The sequence below is a fragment of the Saccharospirillum impatiens DSM 12546 genome, assembly GCF_000423605.1.
Taxonomy (GTDB): domain Bacteria; phylum Pseudomonadota; class Gammaproteobacteria; order Pseudomonadales; family Natronospirillaceae; genus Saccharospirillum; species Saccharospirillum impatiens.
In genome coordinates this window covers 42,245-67,558 of sequence record NZ_AUIH01000002.1, presented here as the reverse complement: position 1 = coordinate 67,558, position 25,314 = coordinate 42,245, and the positions used below count along the sequence as shown (strand labels likewise).

Below are 25,314 nucleotides of genomic sequence, written 5' to 3'. Positions count from 1 at the left end.
GGCTGTCGTGGTGTTCACAGGCCAAATGGTTTAAACTCGCGACCCCATTTTTAAGCTGAGTATTTGCTTCTGTGAGCAGTGATCTCTCCCACATACGTAATTTCTCCATCATCGCCCATATCGACCATGGCAAATCCACACTGGCAGACCGTTTTATACAGGTGTGTGGTGGCCTGACCGAGCGTGAGATGGCCGAACAGGTGCTGGACTCCATGGACTTGGAGCGTGAGCGGGGCATTACCATTAAGGCGCAGAGCGTGACCCTGGATTACAAGGCTCGCGACGGCAAAGTGTACCAGCTGAATTTCATTGACACGCCCGGGCATGTCGACTTTGCCTATGAGGTCTCGCGGTCTTTGTTTGCCTGTGAAGGCGCTCTGCTGGTTGTGGATGCCGCACAAGGTGTTGAAGCCCAGTCCGTGGCCAATTGCTACACCGCCATTGAACAGGGCCTTGAAGTCGTGCCTGTCCTGAACAAAATGGACCTGCCCCAGGCCGAGCCAGAGCGTGTTGCGCAGGAAATTGAAGAAATCATCGGCATCGATGCGCACGACGCGGTGCATGCCTCGGCCAAAAGCGGCCTGGGCATTGAAGACGTGCTGGAGCAACTGATCGAGCGAATTCCGCCGCCGGTGGGGAATCTTGATGGCGACCTTCAGGCGCTGATCATTGACTCCTGGTTCGACAATTATCTGGGCGTGGTGTCACTGGTCCGGGTTCGTCATGGCACCCTGAATAAGGGTGACAAGATTATCATCAAGAGCACCGGTCGCATTCATGTGGTCGACAAGCTTGGTATCTTTACGCCCAAAATGGCCGAAAAAAGTCGGCTCAGGGCCGGTGAAGTAGGCTATATCTGTGCGTCCATCAAAGAAATTCGAGGCGCGCCGGTCGGGGATACCATTACCCTGTCAAGCACGCCTGATGTGGCGGCTGTACCGGGCTTTAAAAAGAGCAAACCTCAGGTTTATGCCGGTTTGTTCCCGGTATCGGCCGATGACTACGAAGACTTTCGAACCGCGCTTGAAAAACTCAGCCTGAACGATGCCAGCTTGTTTTATGAGCCGGAGAGCTCTGATGCGCTGGGCTTCGGTTTCCGCTGTGGTTTTCTGGGCATGTTGCACATGGAGATCATTCAGGAGCGGCTTGAACGCGAATACGATCTGGACCTGATCATCACGGCACCGACCGTGGTGTACGAGATCATGAAGACTGACGGAGAGGTCATTTTTGTTGACAACCCGTCCAAGTTGCCTGCCGTCAATAACATCGAAGAGTTTCGGGAGCCCATTGTTCGGGCGTCGATACTGGTGCCTCAGGAACACGTTGGTAATGTCATCACTCTTTGCGTGGAAAAGCGGGGGGTTCAGCGTGACATGCAGTTCCTGGGTGGTCAGGTATCGTTGGAATATGATTTGCCCATGGCTGAAATCGTGATGGACTTCTTTGACCGACTGAAGTCGGTCAGCCGCGGTTTCGCCTCGCTGGACTTCGCGTTCGACCGTTTTGAGGCGTCGAACCTCACGCGCCTCGATGTGCTGGTCAATGGAGACAGAGTGGATGCATTGGCGGTCATTATGCACCGGGATCACGTGCAACGCCGTGGCCGGTTGCTGTGTGAAAAGATGAAGGAACTGATTCCCCGGCAGATGTTTGACGTGGCTGTACAGGCCGCTATTGGTAATCAGGTTGTTGCGCGCACTACCGTTAAGGCGCTGCGCAAAAACGTGACCGCAAAGTGCTATGGCGGTGATGTCAGTCGTAAGAAGAAGTTGCTGCAACGCCAGAAAGAAGGCAAAAAGCGGATGAAGCAGGTCGGTTCAGTCTCGATCCCGCAGGATGCCTTCCTGGCAATCTTGAAAGTTGACAGTTGAAAGTTGACCGGCCCTGATGGCCCCGGCTGGCTACCGTGTTTGCATAAGGACAGTATGGAATGAACGTGATAGTGCTTTTTTGGGCCAGCCTGGTCATGACAGTGGTGCTGGCGACGGTTATTTTTATCCGGCAACGGCGACACCTGGCGGATGCGGTTGATCAAACCGACTGGAACCGGGCCCATTTGGAGGCACTCTTTGCCCCGAGCATGCTAGAGCGGGGGTTGGGTTACGCACTGTTGGCGCTGTTGTTGGCGCTGATCTGGCAGACCATTCAGCAAAGCTTTGATTTTGCGTTGCTGCTGGCCGTGGCTACTCTGGTTACCGGTCTTGTCTATCTGGCCGATATACTGCTGCTGCGGGCGGCCCGTCGCAACGTATTGGCGGCTGCCGAACAAAGCATGACGGATTTTGACTCAGTCCGTGAAGACCTTAATGCGGAGCCCGGCCTGATTGAAAATAGCCGGTCTTTCTTTCCTGTTCTGCTGATTGTGTTCGTGCTACGCAGTTTTTTGTTTGAACCGTTTCAAATTCCCTCAGGTTCGATGAAACCGACACTGGAAATTGGTGACTTCATCATTGTTAACCGGTTTACCTATGGCCTGCGTATGCCAGTGACCAATGATGTTGTTATCCCTATCAGCCAGCCAGAGCGGGGTGACGTCATCGTGTTTCGTCCGCCGCATGAGCCCAGTAAAAACTTCATTAAACGCGTCGTTGGTTTGCCGGGAGATTTGATTCAATACGATTACGGACGACGTCAGCTCAGCATCAATGGAAATGAGATTGATATCGCCTTTGAGCAAAGAACCGCAGACACCGAGGGTCGATACACTCTGTACAGTGAACAGCTGGGCGATGTAGAGCATTTTATCTATCAGAATCAGGCAGGACCGAACCGTCACCCCCATGAATGGGTGCCAGTACAAGGCGTGCAGGTGCCGGAAGGGCACTACTTTGTAATGGGTGATAACCGTGATGCAAGTCACGATTCCCGGTATTGGGAAGGGCAGCGGCGCCTGGAGCAAAGCGACTATAATAATCAGGGCGATAATGCCTGGGGTTTTGTCGACGAAAACGCGATTCTGGGCGAGGCGGTCGCGGTCTGGATGACCTGGAAAGGCTGGTATCCGGCGTTCTCCCGCGTTGGTGCTATTGACTAACCCGCCGGACTGCGCGAGTTTACCCCAAAGCAAGGGCTTGCCGTAAACCGGTGTTCCATCTGCTCCACGAGACTGGCAATGCGACGGGCGTTGCCCCAAACAGGATAAATGATAATGCGGACTCCGAAACGAGAGCAGGGCATAACGATTCTTGCGATGGCTGTTTTACTGTTTATGGTCATTTTTTTCGGCACCCTGATCATCAAGTTGTCTGGCCCCTATTATGACCAGTTCACCATTGACCAGATGATCAGTCGGACCAGTCAGGAGATGAGTGGCGGTGATTTTCTGGAGTCTGAATTCAGAAGCCGAATGTCCAAGAACCTGAGTATCAACAACATTGAGCTCGATCTGCGTAAAGACCTGACTTTCGATCTGCGTGCGACAGAGCCCAAAGTCGTTCTTGACTATGAAAAAAGAGTGCATATCGCCGCCAACATCGATGTTGTACTGACCTTTTACGAAGAATATGGACTCTAAGCGGTGTCATTAATGATCGAAAGACTCAGCCAACGGCTGGGTTATCAGTTTACCGATGCAGTTTTGTTGCAGCAGGCACTGACGCATCGCAGTTTTGCGCGCAAGAACAATGAACGGCTCGAGTTCCTGGGCGACGCCATACTTAACTGTACCATTGCCCAGCAGCTGTATGATCGCTTTCCCAAGGCAAGGGAAGGGCAATTGTCCCGGCTAAGGGCTCATCTGGTAAAAGGCGAAACACTGGCCGAGTTGGGCCGGGAATTTGAACTGGGTGAGTGCTTGCGCCTGGGCAGTGGTGAGTTGAAGAGCGGCGGTTTTCGGCGCGACAGTATTCTTGCTGACGCGGTTGAGGCCATTATCGGGGCAATCAGCCTTGATCATTCGCTGGACATGGCTCAAAACGTTATCGTTCACTGGTTTGATCAAAGGCTGCAAGAGTTGAACCTCAGCGACAACATCAAAGATTCCAAAACCCGGCTGCAGGAGTTTCTGCAGTCGAGAAAGGCTCCCTTGCCGCAATACAGCGTACGCGAAGTGACCGGTGAAGCTCACGATCAAACCTTTACCGTAGATTGTGAAGTAGAGGGGCTGGAGCAACCAACGGTCGGCGCTGGTAACAGTCGACGTATTGCGGAACAGGAAGCGGCACGCGCTGCCCTGAACGCGCTCGGAGAGCATGCCAAGTGAATGAACCCTATGAACTGAATACCCGCTGTGGTTTTGTTGCCATCGTTGGCCGGCCAAATGTGGGTAAATCGACGTTGATGAATCATGTTTTGGGTCAGAAGGTGTCCATTACCTCTCGCAAACCCCAGACAACCCGGCATCGGGTTATGGGCATCCACAGTGAAGGCGAAGTCCAGATGATCTTTGTTGACACGCCGGGGATGCACCGTGGTGAAGAAAAGGCCATCAACCGTTATATGAACCGGGCTGCCGATTCGGCTCTGGCCGATGTTGATGTGATTGTTCTGGTTGTTGATCGCACTGTTTGGACGGAAGAAGATCAGTGGGTCCTCGACAAGCTTAAGGCCAACAAGGCGCCCGTCATTCTGGCGATCAACAAGGTGGATCATCTGGAGGACAAGCAAAGCCTGTTACCCCACATGCAGCGCCTGGCTGAACAGTTCGACTTTGCGGAAGTGGTCCCTTTGTCGGCGTTGAGGGGCAATAACCTCGATGCATTGGTTGAGCAAATTGCCAAACGGCTACCCAGGAGTCTGTTTTATTTTCCGGAAGACCAAATTACGGATCGGACTGAGCGATTCATGGCGGCTGAGATGATCCGCGAAAAGCTGATGCGCCAACTTGGTGCCGAGTTGCCCTACTCCATGGCGGTTGAGATCGAGCAGTTCAAGTTTGAGGACCGCGTGTTGCATATTCACGGTCTGATTCTGGTTGAACGTCAGGGCCAGAAGAAGATAGTCATCGGCGATAAAGGCAGCCGTATCAAAAAGGTCGGGCAGGATGCCCGCGTGGATATGGAACAATTATTTGATGCCAAAGTCATGCTTAACCTCTGGGTTAAGGTAAAGGGCGGTTGGGCCGATGATGAGCGTGCCCTGAAAAGCCTGGGCTACTTTAACGAATCATGACCGGACGGCGTGCGCCCAATCAGCCCGCCTTTGTCTTGCATGCCCGCCCGTTTCGCGAGGCTCACTGGTTGCTGGAATTGCTCACACCGGACCTGGGGCGTTTCACTGCGGTGGGCCGAACCCAGCGTCCCGCCCTGTTTTGTCCCTGTTTGGTCCGAACTCACGGGCATTCCGAACTGAAACAGCTTAACGATTGGCGCTATCAGGGTGCAGCGCCGCTGCAGCGCGGTGCTGCTCTGGTTCAGGGGCTTTATATCAATGAGCTCTGCGTACGGCTGGTGCCCCGATTTCAGGCTGATGAAGGGTTGTTTGGCGTGTACGCCAGCACCCTGCTGCTGCTGGCAAGACCTGCGCAACAGGCGCCTGCGTTGCGGTACTTTGAACGAAAATTGCTGGAAGCTACGGGGTTTGGGCTTGATTATCGCCAGACCATGGACACCGGGGAGTGGATTGAGCCCAACGGTTTCTATCGTTTTGATCCGGCTCGGGGGTTTTGCCTGGGCAGTCGTGCCGATGAATTACCGGGGAGCCTTATTCAGGCCATTGCTGACAACAACTGGCAACCTGCCAGAGCCCTTGCAACAGCCCGGTTGATTAACGCCAGCCGGATTCAACAGGTGCTTGACGGCCGTTCCTGGCACAGCAAAAACTGGGTATGCTGACCATAGGGTTGCAGCTATGAAGAGACTCCGGCAGTGAATATCGGAACTGACATCGTCAACATCGACCGTATCAGGCAAGTACTGGCTCAGCAGGGTGATCGTTTCGTGCGTCGCATCCTAACCCGGGCTGAACAGGATGAGTATCAGCGGCGCGGAGCACCGGTGAAGTTTCTGGCCAATCGTTTTGCTGGCAAGGAAGCTATTGCCAAGGCTTTGGGGACGGGGATTGCTCAGGGGGTAACCTTTCAGGGAATAGAGATACTGCCGGATGCCAACGGAGCCCCGAAAGCTCAGTTATTCGGAGCAGCGCAGGAGAAGCAGCGGTCACTTGGTGCGGATCAGGTTCACATCAGCCTGGCCGATGAACTCGACTATGTCGTGGCGTTTGCAGTCTTAGCCTGAGAGCATCAGCTGGGCTGACGCTTACCCGATTTTTGTTGCATCTGATAGGCGTAGACCTTGACCGCCTGATCCAGCACCTTTTCCCAGTCGTGGTCATTCGACCAGTGTGACAGTTCATTGATCTCTTCATTCAGCAGGAACAGCGCATCCTCCAGAATGGCGTAGTGGCCTTGCTTGAGCAGTGATTCCGTGTACAGGGCGGTCATCTGGATGCGCGGCACACCGCAGTAGTGGGTAGCACCATGCAACCGGTGAACGTCTTCCAGCAGGGCTTTGTAGTCCCCCTGCTGATACAGGGCGTTCATGCGGCGCTGGTCTTTTTCGAGGCTGTCCATCAGCATGGTGAACATATCCCGCGCCAGGCCCAGTTTCCCGCTGGCTTTCTCCAGTCCGGAAACGAAATCAACCACTGGCAGAGCGTGCAGCTTTTCCATATCCAGCGATGCGGGCGCTTCAGTGTCTGCCGGTGACGTGACTGACGGAGCATCCTCATAGCTCAGGGTTGTACCAGTCCATTTAAACAACGTCCGGTGTAACTGATCCTCGTCGACCGGCTTGGTCAGATAGTCGTCCATCCCGCTGTCGAGCATGCTTTGCCGTTCTTCGGCCAGGGCATGGGCGGTCAGCGCAATGATGGGTACGCGGGAATGCGCCGGTTCCATTTGGCGAATACGGCGTGTGGCTTGCTTGCCATCCATGCCGGGCATCTGAATATCCATAAAGATAAGATCATACTGGGCGTTTTGGACGGCCTTCACCGCATCCTCTCCATTGCGCGCACCGTCGACCTGGATGCCGATGCTTTCCAGCAGGGTGATGATCAGTTTCAGGTTGGCCGGATTGTCGTCTACGGCCAATACGCGCACCGAAGAGCGGACCAGTCCCAGGGCCAGTGATGACTGTTCGTCGGCTTGCCCGGCTTTTTCGGGGCGCAGCATGGTGACCAGCGTCTGGTAGAGTTGGCTGTATCGTACCGGGGTCGACAAGTAGTGCTTGGCTCCCTGTTCCAGTAGCTTGTAGCTGATATCCTCGTCCCGTGTCGTGGCCAGCACGAGGGTTGGACAGTGCAGTTCCCGCTCAATATGGAGTATTTGACGGTACAGGGAATCATCGTTGCCAAAGCCACTGACGTCCACCAGAGCCATATCAGGACGCACAGTGTCCGGTTGTTTCAAGTGTTGGTGCAATTCGTCCAGCTTTTCCATCACCAGGCATTCCATACCCCACTGTTCAGCCTGGTGGCGCAAGGCCAGTTGCGACATTTCTCGCGGCTCTACAATCGCGAGGGTAAAATCGTTCAGATCGGTCAGTTTTGGGGGCTGCTGGATAGCTGGTGCGACCTCGGCTTTGATGTTGAACCAGAACGTGGAGCCTTCATCTTTCTGGCTTTCCAGGCCGATATCACCGCCCATCTGTTCTACCAGACGTTTGGAAATGACCAGACCGAGTCCGGTACCGCCGAATTCACGAGCGGTTGAAGAGTCAGCCTGGGTGAATGCATGGAACAGCGCTTTTTGTTCTGCTTTGGTCAGACCAATACCTGTATCGGTAACACTGATGCGAACCATCAGTTTGTTGCCCTGGGCTTGCTCGATCATGGTCCGCACGACGATGCTGCCTTTGGGTGTGAACTTGATGGCGTTGTTGACCAGATTGGTCAGCACCTGCTTGAGCCGCAACGGGTCGGTGACCAGTTGCTCGGGTACGTCCGAGTAATACAGGCTGACAACTTCGAGTTGTTTGGCCTGTGATGCTGGCGCCAGCATCACCAGCACATCTTCAATGGTTTCGCGCAAGTTCATGCTGCGGTTATCGAGCATCAGTTTGCCTGCTTCGATTTTACAAAAATCGAGGACATCATTGATGATGGTCAACAACCCCTGAGACGACGACAGTATGGTGGAAATGTAGTCTTCTTGCTTGCGGGTCAGGTTGGACTTGGCCAGCAGCCGGGCAAAGCCAATAATGCCGTTGAGCGGTGTGCGAATTTCGTGGCTCATATTGGCCAGAAACTCGGTTTTTACTTGATTGGCCTGCTGGGCTTCGCGTCGGGCCATGTCGAGCTCAATGTTCTGGATTTCGATGGTTTCCAGTGTCTCGCGCAAGTCTTCAGTAGCCTGTTCGACGCTGTTCTGCATTTCTTCATAGGCATCGCGGAGGGTTTCTGCCATGGAATTAATGCCCACTTCGAGGTCGTGCAGTTCTCCGTTGGCTTTAAGGTCCACCCGGGCGTCCAGGTTGCCTTCGCGAATCGCGTCAACTGTGGTAATCATATTACGCACCGGACGGCTGATTTCCCGGCTGAGCCAGACCGCTAGCCCGGACACGGCGATCAGGCCCAGGGTTAGAATCATCAGGTTGATCAGTAAGGTCCGGTAGTGAGCGACCTGGGTGTTGGCGTAGTCGAATTCGAGCTCGAGCCAGCCTGTTGGCGCCGAGGTGCTCATGCGCAATTGCAGGTCCGACGGCGGGTAGACCGGGATCAGATAGCGTAATGTCGATTGGCTGCGGTAACGGGTCAGGCGATTTGTGTCCTGAATGGAATAGGGGTAGGCAGGGCCGCGCATGGTTGGGCCCGATTCCAGCCACTCACTGCCAAAGGGGTCGAACAGGCGAACAGCTCGGGCATCACGCTCGTTAAGAGTACGGCGCAGCAGGGCGTGAACCAGCTCGGTACGACCTTCCTGCAGTGGCAGCGACAAGGCGTCCGCCAGCCGGTTAACCGCTGTTTCTGTGCGATTGTTAAAGGCGTTGGTTTGCTGGTCCATATCATTTTTCGTAAACCAGGCGGTAAAGGCAATTCCGAAGACCAGAACCGGCGCCAGAGCGATAAAGAGGATACGGTTTTGAATACCCGTGGAAATCATTTGATTGCCTGTCTTTGTAGTAAAGGAACTGTAATCGGCCCTTGCCAGCCGGTCAATTGAAACCCCGCGACAGAGCACGTCTCATGCGTTTTAACGGATGTCTCGTCGTCTTGATATAGCGCAGTCAATGCTGGTTAAAAGCAGGCGCTATTACGCATGGGCGTCTGAACGCAGTATCATAGGCGCACTTTTTTGACAGGAGGCAGGCAATGCCCTCATATCCGACGATTGAAGACTTTGTCGGCAATACGCCCCTGGTGCGTTTGCAGCGCATGGCGGGAGAGACGAGCAATACCATCCTGCTTAAACTGGAAGGCAATAACCCTGCGGGTTCGGTTAAAGACCGGCCGGCAATCAGTATGATCCGGCATGCTGAAGACAGAGGGGACATAGCGCCAGGCGACACCCTGATCGAGGCCACCAGCGGTAATACCGGCATTGCGCTGGCCATGGCAGCCGCGATCAAGGGCTATAAGATGATCCTGATCATGCCAGCGAATTTGAGTGAAGAGCGGCGTGCCAGCATGCGAGCCTATGGGGCTGAGATCATCAGTGTCACTCAGGAGCAGGGCATGGAGTACGCGCGTGATCTGGCGTTGCAGATGCAGACCGAAGGAAAAGGGCGGGTGTTGGACCAGTTCGCCAATCCGGACAACCCCAGGGCACACTATGAAAGCACGGGTCCTGAGATCTGGAGAGATACGCAAGGGAAAGTGACCCATTTTGTATCATCCATGGGCACTACCGGCACCATAATGGGTGTGTCGCGATATCTGAAAGAGCAAAATCCGGCCGTTCAGATCGTGGGATTGCAGCCCGATGAAGGCTCCCAAATACCGGGTATTCGTCGCTGGCCAGAGGCCTACCTGCCCAAAATATATGAAGCCAGCCGGGTCGACCAGGTGTTGGACATTAACCAGCACGAGGCTGAAGTGTCCATGCGCCGACTGGCGGCCGAAGAAGGCATCTTTGCTGGCGTTTCGTCCGGTGGCTCGGTAGCCGGTGCCTTGCGCCTGAGCGAACAACTTGAGAATGCGGTGATAGTGGCCATTATTTGTGACCGGGGCGACCGGTATCTGTCGACTGGGGTATTCCGGTAAGGAGCGATCTGGCCCGAAACTGGCTAAGGCGAAGGGTCATAACCAGAACGGCCTTGCGCCGGGAGGGTTCAATGGCTAAGGTGCGCCCGGTTTCGGGGTGCACCCCATGGCAGGAAGTCCGTGCATAGTTTGGCTATGTGATGATTTGAACGATACATGAGTAGCTGATGGTTAAGGTACGCGAAGATCAACCCGTGTTCAGTGACGGAACAGTGGACCTGGAGTCCTGGCTGCTCCGTGTGGAGCAGCAAAACCCGGTATTGGACCGGGAAGAGCTGTTACGGGCCTGTCGCATCGCCAGAGTTGCTGAGGAAGAGGCTGAAACGCCAAAAAACCACTGGGGTGAGGGTGAGTCGGCCTATCGAACCGGTCTGGAAATGGCTGAAATCCTCTCGGAACTGAACCTGGATCAGGAAGCGATCATCGCCGCTATCCTGTATCGCACGGTACGGGAGGAAGAGCTGCCCCTCGATACGGTGCGTGACCAGTTTGGTCCGCAGGTCGCCATGCTGATCGAAGGCGTACTGCGCATGGCAGCCATTCATACCAAGCACAAGTCGACACGCAGAGCGGTTCTGGGCCAGCATGAGACCCAGGGAGAGGCGGTTCGCAAGATGCTGGTCGCCATGATCGATGACGTTCGTGTGGCGCTGATCAAACTGGCTGAGCGGACCTGCGCCATTAGGGCGGTCAAGAACGCACCGGCACAGCGCCGCTACAAGGTAGCACGTGAGGTGTTCGACATATACGCTCCGTTGGCTCACCGGCTTGGGGTTGGCCACCTTAAGTGGGAGTTGGAAGATCTTTCCTTCCGCTACATCGAACCCCTCGACTACAAGAAAATTGCCAAGCTGCTCGATGAAAAGCGACTGGATCGACAGCGTTACATTGAAAATGTGCAAAACATCATTCAAGACGAGGTAGGAAAAGCCGCGATCAAGGCCGAAATACAGGGGCGTGCGAAGCATATCTATTCGATATGGCGGAAAATGAAGCGCAAAAGCATCAGCTTCAGTCAGGTCTATGATATTCGGGCCTTCCGTGTTCTGGTGCCGGACGTGCGCGATTGCTACACAGTATTGGGCATTGTTCATTCGCTCTGGCGCCATATTCCCCGTGAATTTGACGATTACATTGCGTCGCCCAAAGCCAATGGTTATCGCTCCCTCCACACGGCTGTGATCGGGCCGGAAGGTAAGGTCGTGGAAGTGCAGATCCGCACGCACGAAATGCATGACGATGCGGAGCTGGGCATCTGTGCTCACTGGGTTTACAAAGGCACTGATGCTAAAAGCAGGGCGCATTCACGCGGCTACGAAGAAAAGGTCAACTGGCTGCGGCAGGTGCTTGAATGGCACGACGAACTCGGTGATATACAGGAAATGGTTGAAGAGTGGGGCGCGGATGTCGCCACCGACCGGATCTATGTACTGACGCCTGAAGGTCATGTGATTGACCTGGTCAAGGGCGCTACGCCCATCGACTTTGCCTATAAAATCCACACGGACGTCGGTAACCGCTGTCGCGGTGCCAAAGTGAACGGGCGCATTGTGCCACTGACCCATCGCCTGAAAATTGGTGATCAGGTGTCTGTGTTGACCGGCCGTGACCCTGCTCCCAGTCGTGACTGGCTTAACCCGGATCTGGGGTATGTGCACAGCTCACGCGCCCGGGCCAAGATTCGTCACTGGTTCAAATCACTGGATCGCACTGAAAACCTTCGCGAAGGCAAGGCCATACTGATGCGCGAGTTGCAGCGGTTTAACCTGCCCAAGCTGGATATGGATGAGTTGGCGCGGAGGGTTAATTTTCAGTTGGCCGATGACATGTACGCGGCCATCGGCGCCGGTGACCTGCGATTGATGCAGGTGGTGCATTCGGCTGAAGCCATGGTTAACCCCGCTCGGCCGGATGAAATTCAATTGTCGACGGCAACCGAGTTGAAACCCAGTGGCGATTTGGTGATTCACGGGGTCGGCAACATGATGACGCAGATTGCCAACTGCTGTAAGGCAGTGCCAGGTGATCCTGTTGTTGGCTTTATCACCCTGGGGCGGGGTGTTTCGATTCACCGCCAGGACTGTGTGAATTTGCTGCAGATGAAAGACCGCGAGCCCGAGCGGATTATAGAAGTCAGCTGGGGCGGCGAGACTCGCCGAACCTACCCGGTTGAGCTGAACATTCTGGCCTATGACCGAACCGGCTTGCTGCGCGACATCATGATGATCATGGCCAACAGCAATATTAACGTGACCTCGGTTAATACGCTGTCGAACAAGGACGAAAGCCAGGCGGACATGCGACTGACCGTGGAAATTGAAGACATTGATTCGCTCGGCAAGGTGATGGCCCAGCTGTCGAAAATCGCCAATGTGGCGGACGTGCGCCGGGTGATGCCGCGCGTGAAGCATTAGTGGCACTCCGAAACTTGAGCTAAATACAGGTAAGCGAATTTGACTCAACGATACGATTATCACGATCTGAAAACGCTGATGCAGCGGTTGCGCACCCCCGGTACCGGCTGTCCGTGGGACCTGGAGCAGACTTACGAGTCTATTGTGCCGCATACGCTGGAAGAGGTGTATGAGGTGATCGACACCATTGAACGTGGCGACTATCAGCACCTGCGGGAGGAATTGGGTGATCTGGTGTTTCAGGTGGTGTTTTATGCTCAGATCGCGGCTGAAGAACAACGCTTTGGCCTCGATGACGTTATACACGACCTGGTGGCCAAGCTGATCAGCCGCCACCCACATGTCTTTCCTGCCGGCACGCTCGATAGCCGGATAGATCCGGAGCAGCAAACGGATGCTGGCACGGTGAATGGCCAGTGGGATCGGTTGAAGGACGTTGAGAAGCAGAATAGTGGTCGTGCTGAGTCACTGCTAGACGATGTACCGCGATCATTACCTGGCTTGCTGCGCGCCCGCAAACTGCAGAAACGGGCTGCCCGGGTCGGGTTCGACTGGCCGGATGCCGGGGGGGTGTTCGATAAGGTTGATGAGGAACTGGCTGAATTGCGAGCGGCCGCGGCTTCGGGCGATACCGCCCATACGGAAGAAGAAATTGGCGATCTGTTGTTTGTGATCGCCAATTTGTCGCGTCACTTGGCGGTTGATCCCGAGCAGGCACTGCGTAAAGCCGCGCGAAAGTTTGAATCGCGGTTCAGTTGGGTCGAACAGCAGGTCCAGGCTGGCGGTGGCGATTGGTCCACCCACAGTCTTGACAGCCTGGATGCGTTTTGGAACCAGGCCAAGGCGAAAGAACCCCGGTAACGGGGTTGTTTCAGGCCGTTTCCAGCGCTTTGGCGCCAGCTTTCAGCAGTGGCTTCAGGTATTTTCCGGTCGCTGAGGCCTTGTTGTTGGCCACCTCTTTGGGCGTGCCTTCAGCAATGATATAGCCACCCCGGCTACCCCCTTCCGGACCCAGATCAATGATCCAGTCAGCCGTTTTAATGACATCCAGATTGTGTTCGATCACCACGACAGTGTTGCCGTGGTCACGCAGCCGATGCAGTACGGCCAGTAGTTGCTTGATGTCGTGAAAATGCAGACCGGTGGTCGGTTCATCCAGAATGTACAGGGTATTGCCAGTATCGCGTTTTGACAGCTCTCGCGCCAGCTTGACGCGCTGGGCTTCACCGCCAGACAGCGTTGTCGCGCTTTGCCCCAGTTTCACGTAGGTCAGACCGACATCAATCAGCGTTTGCAGTTTGCGTGACAGCGCCGGAATGGCGTCAAAGAAGCTGCGCGCCTCTTCGATGGTCATTTCCAGTACCTCGTGAATGTTCTTGCCCTTGTAGCGGACGTCGAGCGTTTCGCGGTTGTAGCGCTTGCCGGTGCAAACGTCGCAGGGGACGTAGATGTCGGCCAGGAAGTGCATTTCCACCTTGATCAGACCATCGCCCTGGCAAGCCTCGCACCGGCCACCCTTGACGTTAAAGCTAAACCGGCCCGGCTGATAGCCGCGTGACCGTGCTTCCTGGGTGCCTGCAAACAATTCGCGTATCGCGGTGAAGATACCGGTGTAAGTCGCCGGGTTCGAACGCGGGGTTCGCCCAATCGGGCTCTGGTCGATATCGACCGCTTTGTCGAAATGCTCCAGTCCGCTGATGCTGTCGTGTGCTGCCGGGGTCAAGGTGGTGGCTTTATTCAATACGGTGGCCGCCAGTGGGTGCAGCGTCTGATTGATCAGAGTCGATTTGCCCGACCCGGAGACACCCGTCACGCAGGTAAAGAGACCAACCGGCAGGTTCAGAGTGACGTCGTTGAGGTTGTTTCCGCGCGCGCCGTTAATGGTTAACAGCTTGTTCGGGTCCGTCGGCGTCAGCTTTTTGGGGATCTCAATTCGTTGTTTGCCACTGAGGTATTGCCCGGTCAGGGACTCGGGGTTGGCCATGATGTCGGCCGGTGTGCCCGAGGCAACGATGTGTCCGCCGTGAATGCCTGCTCCGGGGCCGATGTCGAGCACAAAGTCGGCGGCGCGAATCGCATCTTCATCGTGTTCGACCACCAGGACGGAGTTGCCCATGTCCCGGAGGTTGGTCAGGGTCTCCAGCAAACGATCATTGTCGCGCTGGTGCAGGCCGATGGAGGGTTCATCCAGGATGTACATGACGCCGACCAGCCCCGCGCCGATCTGGCTGGCCAATCGAATGCGCTGCGTCTCGCCGCCGGAGAGCGTATCGGCGCTGCGATCGAGTGTCAGGTAGTCGAGTCCGACATTGACCAGGAATGTCATGCGCTGCACGATCTCGCGCAGGATCTTGTCGGCAATCTGGGCACGAGAGCCGGTCAGCGTCAGTTCCTGGAAGTAGGTGAGTGAGTCGCCGATGGCCATGTGCGTTACTTCGGGCAAATTAATGCCCTTGACGAAGACGTGGCGTGCGCTTTGTTTCAAGCGGCTGCCATGACAGCCGGGGCAATCCTGTTCGGTAAGGAACTTCGACAACTCCTCGCGCACCATTTGACTGTCGGTTTCGCGGTAGCGGCGTTCCATGTTGGGCATCACGCCTTCAAAGGCATGAATGCGTGAATAGGTGGTTCCACGGCTGTTGACGTAGGAAAACTCGATCTCCGTTTTAGCCGTCCCATCCAGTACATAGCGCTGAAAGCGTTTGGGCAGGTCATTGAATGGCTGGTCAATGTCGACACCGTAGTGCTCGCCCACTGACTGCAATTGACTGAAGTAATAAACCGAACGCCGGTCCCAGCCGGGAATGGCACCTTCAGCCAGTGACAGGCCGGCGTCGCGCACGACCTTGCCCCCGTCAAAATATTGTTTCATGCCCAGCCCGTCGCATTGCTCGCAGGCGCCGGCCGGGTTGTTGAATGAGAACATGCGCGGTTCAAGTTCGGTGATGGAATAGCCACACACCGGGCAGGCAAAACGGTTCGAGAACAGCATGTCCTGCCCGTCACCGTCCATATACACCATTTTCACGATGCCACCAGACAGTGTCAGGCAGGTCTCGAAGGATTCCGCCAGGCGCAGTTTCAGATCATCGCGCACTTTAAATCGGTCAACCACTGCCTCAATGCTGTGTTTGCGTTTTTTGTCGAGCTCGGGCACTTCGTCAAGGTCCATCACGGTGCCATCGACCCGTACCCGCACGAAGCCCTGGGCGCGCAGTTCGTTAAACACATGCAGGTGTTCGCCTTTGCGATCATCAATGATCGGCGCCAGCATCATCAGTTTGCTGCCCTCGGGCAGCGCCAGCACCTGATCGACCATCTGACTGATGGTTTGCGCTTCCAGCGGTTCATCGTGTTCCGGACAGCGCGGTTCACCGACCCGTGCGTAGAGCAAGCGCAAGTAGTCGTAAATTTCTGTGGTGGTGCCTACAGTTGAGCGTGGGTTGTGGCTAGTGGTCTTTTGTTCGATGGAGATGGCCGGTGACAAACCTTCTATGTGATCGACATCGGGCTTTTCCATCATCGACAAGAACTGGCGCGCATAGGTCGACAATGATTCGACGTAGCGACGCTGGCCTTCGGCATAGAGGGTATCAAAAGCCAGGGAAGACTTGCCTGACCCGGACAGGCCGGTGATGACGACGAGTTTATCGCGCGGGATGTCCACGTCGATGTTTTTCAGGTTATGGGTGCGAGCCCCCTGGACGGAAATCTTGTCCATGCCTTCCTCTTTATCCGGCTGTTACGATGATGGTTGCTACTGCCAGTCAGGGCAGTTAAACAAGCGGGCCAGTTTACTGTATAAACGTACAGAACCCAAGTTCGACGATGGTTGTTCCGGCTTTAGTGGCTATCGGTCGCGCCAGCCATCGGGTGTGGCTCTGGCGGGACGCTGCTGGGCGTCTCTGAATCATTCGAGCGGCACTAGACGCCCGCCAGCCTCACACCCGAGGCCCGGCGCTGGACCATCGTGGTCGCAAAATTTGAGTAGTCAAAACACCTGCAAATTGCGTCATGTGGCAAGCCTAACGGGGATCATTTCTGGTACCATGCGCGACTTTGTGACCGTGCTGGTTAACAAACTCAACTGATTGCCCGGTGACGCACCCGGGATATTACGGACATCGCCGGTATATGGCTTTTAATACTCTTGAAAAAAAGGCGCTGACAGGTCTGGCTCTACTATATGCCTCGCGCATGCTCGGGCTGTTCATGGTGTTGCCGATTCTGACTCTGTATGGCCAGTCTCTGACCGGCGCTACTACGGTGTTGTTGGGAATTGCGCTGGGAATCTATGGCATTACCCAGGCGATTTTGCAGATTCCACTCGGGATGCTGTCAGACCGCTTTGGTCGTAAGCCGGTGATTGCCGCAGGGTTATTGATTTTTATCGTCGGTTCGGTGATCGCTGCGTTGTCTGACCATGTGTTGGGCGTGGTCATCGGCCGTGCTCTGCAGGGTGCGGGTGCCATAGCCAGTGTTATTCTGGCGTTGCTGGCCGATTATACCCGCCCGGAAGAACGCACCAAGGCGATGGCTATTGTCGGTGCCATTATTGGTGGCTCCTTCGTTCTGGCCGTCATAATCGGCCCGGTTATCGCCAGTGCCTTTGGATTATCAGGGGTGTTCTGGGCGACCTCGTTGATGGCCTTGGCGGGGCTGGTGATTGTTTACTGGCTGCCGGCACCGCCGCCGGCCCGGGTGCATGAAGAGCGCCGCTGGCAGGGCAGTCAGCTCGGGCCGGTGATTCGTGACCGGCAACTGGTCCCCCTGAATCTGGGCGTCTTCGTGCTTCACCTGACCATGACCATGATGTTTGTTGGGTTGCCCGTCGTGCTGGTGCAGCAAGGTATACTGGGCGACCAGCTTGGCTGGGTTTATGCGCCGGTAATGGTGTTGTCCTTTCTCGGTATGGTGCCGATGATTGCCCTGGCCGAACGCCGCAAGGCACACCGCCTCTTTCTCATTCTGGCGGGGGCCTTCATTATAGCGGCAATGGCTGGGTTGGGTCTGAGTACGGTAGCCTGGTTAAGTATCGGTTTGGTCTGGCTGTTTTTCGTGGGTTTCAATTTCGTCGAAGCCAGCCTGCCGTCCCTGATTAGCCGGCGAGCACCCGAAAATGCACGGGGTACCGCCATGGGTGTTTTTTCAACCGGTCAGTTTTTAGGGGCCGCCCTCGGCGGACTCAGCGGTGGCTGGGCTTACCAGCAATGGGGAATGGCCGGCATTGCTATGATTGGCATCGCAGCGATGCTGGTGTGGATGATGTTACTATGGGCCCTTGGTCAGGGTGTGCCCGGCCCTGTTGACCCAAAGACAGAAGCCTCGAACCGCCCGCTGGCTGGCGATGATCCGAACATGACTCAGCGTTCATGATCAGGCAGGCTTGAACGGCAGTCTCTTGATTTATCGCACAACCGGTTCAAAGATAGCAGTAACCGACGCGGGGAACACTGGCAGGTTATTGAAGAAGGCATCCTGTCTTTTTCAAAGCACGGAAAGCAGGAAGCGTGATGTTTGCTTTCCTCCCGACATCCATGACAGCTCAGTCATGGATGTCGCCGGAACACCCTTGTTCCGGGTGCAGATGCGCGGGTGTCCGCCCTGAAACGATTTTTACAGAATAGGATGCAACATTATGGCACGCGGAACAGTTAACAAAGTCATTATCCTCGGTCGCCTTGGGCAGGACCCGGATGTTCGGGCAACCGCCTCCGGCACCCAGGTGGTCAACCTGAATGTCGCCACCAATGAGTTGGGCCCTCGTGACGAACAGGGCAACCGGTCAGACAGCACCGAATGGCATCGCATTGTGATTTTCGGGCGTATGGCTGAAAACGCGGCGACCTATCTGCGCAAGGGCTCACAGGTTTATATTGAGGGCCGGTTGCAAACGCGCAAATGGCAGGATCAAAACGGTGTTGAAAAATACAGCACTGAAATCGTGGCCAATGAAATGCAGTTTATCGGTGGGCGCAGTGACAATCCAGGCGCCGCCCAGGGCGGTGGATTTGCCAATCAGGGCGGACAGAATGCCGGCTACCAGGGTAATACGCCCCAGTCATCGGGTGGTTTTGGTGGTGGCCAGCCTCAGGGTGGCTTTGGTGGCAAACCGTCACCGGCGCCAGCGCCGGCTCCGAGCCAGCCAGCGCCCCAGACCGGTCATCAGCCTGCTAATAACTTCGACGATTTTGACGACGATATCCCGTTTTAAAGGTATTTTCGGGTGAAGTTACTGGTTACTGATGCTGAAGGTCTGTTGGGGCGAGCACTGGGTCGGCTGATGTCGGAACGGGGTATGGACGCTGTGTTGATTGCTGACGCACAGCTGGATCTTACCGATGCTGCTGCCATAGCGGCGCTGTTGAAGCAGCACCAACCCGACTATGTCATCAATGCTTATGTCCACAATGACCTGAAACCTGGAGTTACTGTCGATTCGCGTTGGCCGCACCTGATTGAAACCGGTGTTGCGGTGATGGCCGAAGCCTGTGAACAGGCCGGAGTTGCTCTGTTGCACGTGTCGAGCGAGCAGGTGTTTGACGGCAACAAGACCACGGCCTATGCCGAGCATGATGCGGTCCAGCCGATTACATCGACGGGTCAGGCTTTCTTGGAGGCGGAACAGGCGGTGCGCGACCGCTGTGCACGCCATTTGATCCTGCGTTCATCCTGGGTTTTTGGTCCGGACGGACACAATTTTCTGACTCATATTGTCAGTGAAGCCCAGCAGCGGGACGTTATCCGGATACTTGATACCCAGCGCGGGTGCCCTACAGCGGCGGCTGACCTGGCGCGGGTTGTCATCGCGATGCTGGAGCAGGTCGATTGCGACGTGGATCCTCCGCTGTGGGGGACATACCACTATGCAGGCAGTGATGTGACCCACTGGCATATTTTTGCCGAAGCCATCGTTAAGGCCACTAAGTCATGCATCGATGTTGAGGTGGAGTCGGTCGAGGCCATTTACCCGGCCGGTCAGGATGACAGTTTGCGGCCGCATAACCTTGAGCTGAGCACACGTAAGATTCTGGCAACCTTCGGTATCAAGCAGTTGCCCTGGCGTCGTGGTGTTCAGGATGCGTTAAAAATGTGTTTTGAGCCTCCCCCGTCGACCGGCAGCGGAACGCCCTCGTGAGGTGGCTGCGGGGTTTGGGCTTGGGGGGTCTGCTCCTCGCGCTGTTACTGTTTTTGCTGTTCTGGCTGGTGACCGTGCCAGGCAGCAGTGCACCCCGAACAATCATTCCTTTCTCTGACCTGAGCAAGTACCGTCAATGGCTGGATGATTACCATCCGGCCAGGCTGGAGTCAGGGCAAACTGTAGCACTGTCGGTGCAGCAGGATGACGTGCAAAAACTCGCCATTCTCCTGGCTTCCACCCAGGCTGTATTAACTCATACGCAGTTCAGGGCGCGCATTACGCCGGATGCTTTGCAATTGGAAGCCTGGTACCCAACCCGTTGGCTGGATCGATTTTTACCGTTACAACTGACCTGGTCGCCAGACGAGCCTTTTCGGTTGCAGCGTTTCTGGATCAGTGGCGTTGCCATGCCTGGCTGGATTGTGAGTCGCATCAATGAGCGTCTCGCAGAGGTGTCGGCGGTCCGCGATGCCGAGCAACTTTGGCAGACATTGAGCCCTGTTATTGAGATGGGTGATGGCAGCCTGACATTTTCAACAGAATGGACAGATCCTGAGTTAACCGGCTGGCTTAATGATTTTGCCCCGTTCTGGTCGGGTTCGGGTCAACGTGAGCGCCTGGTTGAAGAAGTCGAGTGGGTCCGTGAATTTTTTATCGCTGATGGCCGACAGCGGATTCCGTTGCGAGACCTGTTGATAGCGCTGGCTGAGAGACCAAACCTGGATTTCAATCAGGATGGCAGTGCTGTCTTCGGTGCGCTGTCCTATGCGACCCTTGGCTCGGTTTCGGGAATGAGGCCCGGCGTTGATTTGCCGCGTATGCCCGGTCAGCGGCTGACGTTGCATGGGCGTTATGATCTGGCGCGGCACTATACCCTGGCGATGTGGCTGGGTACGCAAATGAATCCGGACGCGGCGCTGGAATTGGCGACCTACAAAGAGTGGTCGGACGCGGAAACGCGCAGTTCCGGATTCAGCGCCGAAGACATGGTCGCCAACGTTGCCGGGCTGGAGATGTTGGGCTACTTGCGGCGCATCGATGCACAAACACGTAAAGGTTTTCGGCCAGCGACCGATGACCGTTTAATGCCATCCCGTGATTTCTGGGAACCCTGGCTGTCTAATGGCGCGGCATTGAACGAGCGACAATTGCGTGAATTGATAGAGTCAACGCGAGAACAGTTGCCGTTCAAGTAGCCGCAGTTGGTGCAAACTGAACCGCCAGACAGGCTCCCAGAGCCTTTCTTGTCGGTCTAATGGAAGGAAGTCTGGCCATGGCCAGTGTTGATTACCCGTCATTGCGGTTGCCCGTCGGCCTTGGTATGAAGCTGGAGATTGCCGGCGACGAGAAGCGCTACAACTGCCAGTTGATTGGCCACATTCAGGGTCGTTCTGTGTTAGTGACCACCCCCGTCGTAGGAGATGGACGGCACTTGCTGGTACGGAAGGAGCAGCCCGTTATTCTGCGGTTTTTTGCCAACAAAAACGCCTGTGCTTTCCGCACTCAGGTTCAGCATCTGTGTTCCATACCAACGGCCTATCTGCATTTGACTTGGCCGAACCGGGTCGAAGCGGGGGAAATTCGCAAAGCTGAGCGAGTGTTGGCGAACGTTCAGGTATCGGTAGTTAACCAGAGCCAACCCGGTCAGGAGCGGGCCTTTGGTGCCATAGTCGATCTGTCTACAACCGGTGCACGACTGGAAACGCTGCAGCCCTGCGGTGAAACCGGAGACACCCTGTTACTGACGGGTAAAGTGACGGTGGGACACGTAACCCGGGTTATAACCATCGAAAGCCGGATCAGAGCCGAGCTCGACAAGTTCGAACTTAGCAACAGCATGGCTGCTTACGGTATTGAGTTTAATTTTGTCTCGGATATGGACTTTCTGGCGCTGCAGGCTTTTGTCAACGCCCAGATAGCCCGGGGTGCGGATCGGTAGTCACCCCTGGCTGGGTTCAGGTGTCACGCTGAACAGCGATGTCGGTCAGGCTCATTAGAGCGGTTTTATAGACCGAGTCGGTAAAGCCGGCCAGTTGATCTCGTGCCAGTGATGCGTGTGCGAGCGCCTTGTTGCGGACATAATCGATTGAGCCGCAGTGATGCACTATATCGATGATGGCCTCCAGGTCGTCAAGGCCGCCTTTGCGAATGGCCTGTCGGATCAGTTGAGCATCGTTTGCGCTGGCGTGCTGCATGGCGTGAATCAGGGGCAGGGTGGGTTTACCCTCTGCCAGATCATCGCCGACGTTTTTGCCCAGTGCTTCCGTATTGCCGTCATAGTCGAGTACGTCGTCAATGAGTTGGAACGCCAGACCGAGATTCAATCCGTAGGCGGCCAGCTTGTCGATATCAGCTTCGGACTGCTGGTTGATCAGTGCAGCGGTTTCGCTGGACGCCTGGAACAGGATGGCGGTTTTGCCTTTGATCACTTCCATGTACTGGGCTTCTGTCGCATCCGGGTTGCGCACGTTCATCAGTTGCATCACTTCACCTTCGGCGATGGTACGCGTCGCAACCGCAAGGCGGTTCATGACCGGCATGGCGCCTATGTCGACCAGTAATTCGAACGCACGGGCGTACAGAAAGTCACCTACCAGTACGCTTGGGGCATTACCCCAGCGCGCATTGGCGGTCGGTCGACCGCGCCGAAGGTCGGAGGTATCGACCACATCGTCATGCAGCAGAGTGGCGGTATGCAGGAATTCAATCACAGTGGCCAATTGGTAGTGGCGGCTAGTGATACCGCCGCAGGCACCGGCTGCCAGTAGCGTGAGCAGCGGACGCAGCCGCTTGCCACCGCTGCTGATGATGTAGTCGGCGATCTTTTCAACCAGCGGCACGCGGGATTCCAGCTGAGACAATATGGTTTGGTTGACCGCCTCGAACTCCTGACTGACGGTGGCAAATACAGCTTTTTGATCCATGCGGGGGGTCTTTGTGATAAACGCCAGCGGGCGATGCTAGGTAGCCCCTGCGGCCGTGTCAAGAACCGCTGGCCTGCTCCGGCTTATCATGGCTGATTGGGGGTTGCTTCCGGGCGTGGAAATCCGTATCATTTCGCGCCCTGATCGACCTGCTTCATTCCCTGTTATAGGGTGCTCCCAGCGTAGGCGTTGCCTTTAGACACAGGTTAAGAAATGAACCGCTGCGGGTCGTCTTGGTTTTAATCATTGGAGAGATACATGTACGCTGTAATCGTAAGTGGTGGTAAGCAGTACCGCGTCAGCGAAGGCGAGACGCTGAAGCTGGAGAAAATTGAAGCCGAGACCGGTGCTAGCATTGATTTTGATAAAATCCTGTTGGTGGTTAACGGTGAGAAAGTGAACATTGGCGCTCCCGTTGTTAGCGGTGCCAAGGTAACTGCTGAGGTGGTTGCTCACGGTCGTCACAAGAAAGTGAAGATCCTGAAGTTCAAGCGTCGTAAGCACCACATGAAGCAAATGGGCCACCGTCAGTGGTTCACTGAAGTTAAAATCACTGGTATTTCAGCATAACGGAGAGAAACCATGGCTCACAAGAAAGCAGGTGGTAGTACTCGTAACGGTCGCGATTCCCAGAGCAAACGCCTTGGCGTAAAAGCTTTCGGCGGTCAGACTGTCACAGCCGGTTCCATCATTATCCGTCAACGCGGTACGCGTTTTCACGCTGGCGCCAACGTTGGTATCGGTAAAGACCACACCCTGTTTGCCAAGGCAGACGGAAAGGTCGAATTTGTTACCAAGGGCGAGCATAGCCGCAAGTTTGTGAACATCGTTGCCTGATTGGCACGTTGACACACTCTGAAAAGCCCTGCCCTGCAGGGCTTTTTTTATGGATGGCTTTATGTTGTCCAGTGGCAGAAGTCGTGCCGGCAGCCGGGTAGGCCTGGACGGGTGGTGCGACACATCGCTCGGCGTAAACCCGTCCATGGGGCCTAGGCTTCGGCATCCATGCCTCAGACTTCCCCGGACAGGCCTACCCAGCCACCGGCACTTGGGGTCGTGGTTGCTTAAGCCGCGGATATGGATTTAGAAGTCAAGTTTCGGCGTTCGTTGAAGTGACTAGCGCCGGGTGCCGGGTGTGCCCCTGTGGGGTAGTCCGCAGCAAGGATGCTGCGGTCTAGGCTCCATGGATGGATGAGTGGGCGGCATTCCGCCCGACCCCACAGGGGCACACCCGGTATCCGGTGCGGGCCAGTGCCTCGAAGGCAACCCGAACGTCGAAACTTGAGTTCTAACCATTGCTCCAATGCCAGGAGTCTGTGCGATTTGTACAAATGCTATATTGACGCTTTGTGGCAATAGCCACCGAGCAAACAACCCAATTTTCGGGGCCGGTTCAGGTGAGCTGGCCTTTATTCCCCAGAGGCTGATCAGATGAAGTTCGTAGACGAAGCCACAATTACCGTGGAAGCCGGCAAAGGCGGCAATGGCTGTGTCAGCTTCCGGCGGGAAAAGTACATTGAAAAAGGCGGGCCGGACGGTGGCGACGGCGGTCACGGTGGCAGTGTTTATGTGCGTGCCGATGAAAACGTGAATACGCTGATCGATTACCGTTTTGTGCGGTTTTACAATGCAGATCACGGTGAGGGTGGCAAAGGCCGGGATATGACCGGTCATAAAGGGTCCGACATCACGCTCGTGGTGCCTGTCGGAACCACGCTGATCGATGCCGACTCCGAAGAAGTGCTGGCTGACCTGCGCCAGGCGGGCGATACCGTCAAGGTTGCTCAGGGTGGTCATCGCGGAGTTGGTAACACACGTTTTAAATCGAGTACCAACCGGGCACCGCGTCAGTTTACCAAAGGTTCGCCGGGCGAGAGCCGAAATCTTCGCCTGGAATTGAAAGTGTTGGCTGACGTTGGCTTGCTGGGTTTGCCCAATGCGGGCAAATCGACGTTAATTCGTGCCGTCAGTGCGGCGAAACCCAAGGTAGCTGATTATCCTTTTACCACCATGGTGCCCAACCTGGGCGTGGTGCGGGTGGATGCACTGCGGTCTTTTGTTATGGCCGACATTCCGGGGCTGATCGCCGGGGCTTCTGACGGAGCCGGGCTTGGTATTCGATTTCTGAAGCATCTGGTACGCACCCGTGTACTGCTGCATCTGGTCGATATGTACCCCTTTGATGAGTCGACGCCCGCTGAAAATGCCGTCGCCATTGTTAATGAGCTTGAGCAGTTCAGTCCATCACTGGCGCAGCGCGAGCGCTGGCTGGTGTTGAATAAAATCGACATGGTGCCTGAAGATGAGCGACAGGCGCTGGTCGATTCTGTGGTGTCAGCACTCGATTGGGAAGGCCCGGTCTATGTGATTTCCGCGATATCTGCGGAGGGGACTCACCCTCTGGTGCGTGATTTGATGAACTGGCTGGAGGAGCACCGCCAGGCATTGGCCGATGACCCGGATTTGCTGGAAGCGGATACCGAACACCGGGACCAGGTTGAAAGCGAGGCGCGTGAGCGCATTCAGACGCTGTCCGAACGTCGTCGTAATAAGCGTAAGGCCGAACAGGCTGACGACGGTGATGAAGATGACGACGATGATGATTATGACGTCGAAGTGATTTACACGCCCTGATCCTGTCGGGCGTTTGATTTCGGACAATGCCGGTTGTGAGGCAGGGTGAATCGGAGTT

General features: G+C 55.6%; 21 protein-coding genes. 18 read left to right on the top strand and 3 right to left on the bottom strand.

Features of this window, described 5'->3' with window-relative positions:
• Positions 1 to 71 precede the first annotated feature (71 nt).
• The 7 genes from lepA to acpS all read left to right on the top strand — a co-directional run bounded on the left by lepA (position 72) and on the right by acpS (position 6,176).
• Positions 72 to 1,874, top strand: a complete 1,803-nt coding sequence (gene lepA / locus G565_RS0101600) for a translation elongation factor 4 (protein ID WP_028669405.1) — start codon at positions 72 to 74, stop codon at positions 1,872 to 1,874.
• Between the two features lie 59 nt (positions 1,875 to 1,933).
• Positions 1,934 to 3,037 carry a signal peptidase I gene (gene lepB, locus G565_RS0101595; protein WP_342662957.1) on the top strand — a complete coding sequence of 368 codons (1,104 nt, stop codon included), beginning with the start codon at positions 1,934 to 1,936 and terminating at the stop codon, positions 3,035 to 3,037.
• A gap of 114 nt (positions 3,038 to 3,151) precedes the next feature.
• Positions 3,152 to 3,517, top strand: a complete 366-nt coding sequence (locus tag G565_RS0101590) for a DUF4845 domain-containing protein (protein ID WP_028669403.1) — start codon at positions 3,152 to 3,154, stop codon at positions 3,515 to 3,517.
• A 12-nt stretch (positions 3,518 to 3,529) separates the two neighbouring features.
• The gene (gene rnc / locus G565_RS0101585; RefSeq protein ID WP_037337170.1) at positions 3,530 to 4,204 is read left to right on the top strand and encodes a ribonuclease III; all 675 of its coding nucleotides are present in this window, start codon (positions 3,530 to 3,532) and stop codon (positions 4,202 to 4,204) included.
• Positions 4,201 to 5,112: a GTPase Era gene (gene era, locus G565_RS0101580; protein ID WP_028669401.1), complete on the top strand. Its 912-nt coding sequence runs from the start codon at positions 4,201 to 4,203 to the stop codon at positions 5,110 to 5,112. Before rnc ends, era begins: the two co-directional genes overlap by 4 nt.
• Positions 5,109 to 5,774, top strand: coding sequence for a DNA repair protein RecO (gene recO, locus G565_RS22515; RefSeq protein ID WP_051207131.1), 666 nt, complete (start codon positions 5,109 to 5,111; stop codon positions 5,772 to 5,774). Before era ends, recO begins: the two co-directional genes overlap by 4 nt.
• 33 nt (positions 5,775 to 5,807) lie before the next feature.
• Entirely contained in the window at positions 5,808 to 6,176 is a 369-nt protein-coding gene (acpS, locus tag G565_RS0101570; protein WP_028669400.1) for a holo-ACP synthase, read from the top strand.
• 5 nt (positions 6,177 to 6,181) lie between these two features.
• Here the strand turns inward: acpS and G565_RS22510 are convergent, their stop codons facing one another.
• The gene (locus G565_RS22510) at positions 6,182 to 9,043 is read right to left on the bottom strand and encodes a response regulator (RefSeq protein ID WP_051207129.1); all 2,862 of its coding nucleotides are present in this window, start codon (positions 9,041 to 9,043) and stop codon (positions 6,182 to 6,184) included.
• Positions 9,044 to 9,252: 209 nt separating this feature from the next.
• On the opposite strand from G565_RS22510, the gene cysM reads away from it, so the two are divergent.
• From cysM to mazG, 3 genes are all read left to right on the top strand, one after another.
• Positions 9,253 to 10,143: a cysteine synthase CysM gene (cysM, locus tag G565_RS0101560; RefSeq protein WP_028669399.1), complete on the top strand. Its 891-nt coding sequence runs from the start codon at positions 9,253 to 9,255 to the stop codon at positions 10,141 to 10,143.
• Between the two features lie 167 nt (positions 10,144 to 10,310).
• Entirely contained in the window at positions 10,311 to 12,557 is a 2,247-nt protein-coding gene (gene relA / locus G565_RS0101555) for a GTP diphosphokinase (protein WP_028669398.1), read from the top strand.
• Positions 12,558 to 12,596: 39 nt separating this feature from the next.
• A complete protein-coding gene (gene mazG, locus G565_RS0101550; protein ID WP_028669397.1) occupies positions 12,597 to 13,418 on the top strand; it encodes a nucleoside triphosphate pyrophosphohydrolase in 822 nt (273 codons plus the stop codon).
• Between the two features lie 10 nt (positions 13,419 to 13,428).
• On the opposite strand, the gene uvrA is transcribed toward mazG, so the two are convergent.
• On the bottom strand, positions 13,429 to 16,278 hold the full coding sequence (gene uvrA, locus G565_RS0101545; protein ID WP_028669396.1) for an excinuclease ABC subunit UvrA: 2,850 nt from the start codon (positions 16,276 to 16,278) through the stop codon (positions 13,429 to 13,431).
• 413 nt (positions 16,279 to 16,691) lie between these two features.
• On the opposite strand from uvrA, the gene G565_RS22505 reads away from it, so the two are divergent.
• The 5 genes from G565_RS22505 (at position 16,692) to G565_RS0101520 (ending at position 21,637) form a co-directional block, all read left to right on the top strand.
• Entirely contained in the window at positions 16,692 to 17,933 is a 1,242-nt protein-coding gene (locus tag G565_RS22505) for an MFS transporter (RefSeq protein ID WP_051207127.1), read from the top strand.
• A 262-nt stretch (positions 17,934 to 18,195) separates the two neighbouring features.
• Positions 18,196 to 18,771, top strand: a complete 576-nt coding sequence (locus tag G565_RS0101535) for a single-stranded DNA-binding protein (protein WP_028669395.1) — start codon at positions 18,196 to 18,198, stop codon at positions 18,769 to 18,771.
• Positions 18,772 to 18,783: 12 nt separating this feature from the next.
• Positions 18,784 to 19,695 carry an SDR family oxidoreductase gene (locus tag G565_RS22500; RefSeq protein WP_051207125.1) on the top strand — a complete coding sequence of 304 codons (912 nt, stop codon included), beginning with the start codon at positions 18,784 to 18,786 and terminating at the stop codon, positions 19,693 to 19,695.
• Between the two features lie 20 nt (positions 19,696 to 19,715).
• Positions 19,716 to 20,894 carry a hypothetical protein gene (locus G565_RS0101525; protein ID WP_157599974.1) on the top strand — a complete coding sequence of 393 codons (1,179 nt, stop codon included), beginning with the start codon at positions 19,716 to 19,718 and terminating at the stop codon, positions 20,892 to 20,894.
• Positions 20,895 to 20,971: 77 nt separating this feature from the next.
• Positions 20,972 to 21,637 (top strand): flagellar brake protein, encoded by a 666-nt coding sequence (locus G565_RS0101520; protein ID WP_169579605.1) that lies wholly within the window; start codon positions 20,972 to 20,974, stop codon positions 21,635 to 21,637.
• Between the two features lie 16 nt (positions 21,638 to 21,653).
• Here the strand turns inward: G565_RS0101520 and G565_RS0101515 are convergent, their stop codons facing one another.
• Positions 21,654 to 22,622, bottom strand: coding sequence for a polyprenyl synthetase family protein (locus G565_RS0101515; protein ID WP_028669392.1), 969 nt, complete (start codon positions 22,620 to 22,622; stop codon positions 21,654 to 21,656).
• A gap of 258 nt (positions 22,623 to 22,880) precedes the next feature.
• On the opposite strand from G565_RS0101515, the gene rplU reads away from it, so the two are divergent.
• From rplU to cgtA, 3 genes are all read left to right on the top strand, one after another.
• Complete coding sequence (gene rplU, locus G565_RS0101510) at positions 22,881 to 23,192, top strand: 50S ribosomal protein L21 (RefSeq protein WP_028669391.1); 312 nt, start codon at positions 22,881 to 22,883, stop codon at positions 23,190 to 23,192.
• Positions 23,193 to 23,204: 12 nt separating this feature from the next.
• The gene (gene rpmA, locus G565_RS0101505; RefSeq protein ID WP_028669390.1) at positions 23,205 to 23,459 is read left to right on the top strand and encodes a 50S ribosomal protein L27; all 255 of its coding nucleotides are present in this window, start codon (positions 23,205 to 23,207) and stop codon (positions 23,457 to 23,459) included.
• A gap of 594 nt (positions 23,460 to 24,053) precedes the next feature.
• Positions 24,054 to 25,256: an Obg family GTPase CgtA gene (gene cgtA / locus G565_RS0101500; protein ID WP_028669389.1), complete on the top strand. Its 1,203-nt coding sequence runs from the start codon at positions 24,054 to 24,056 to the stop codon at positions 25,254 to 25,256.
• Positions 25,257 to 25,314 lie beyond the last annotated feature (58 nt).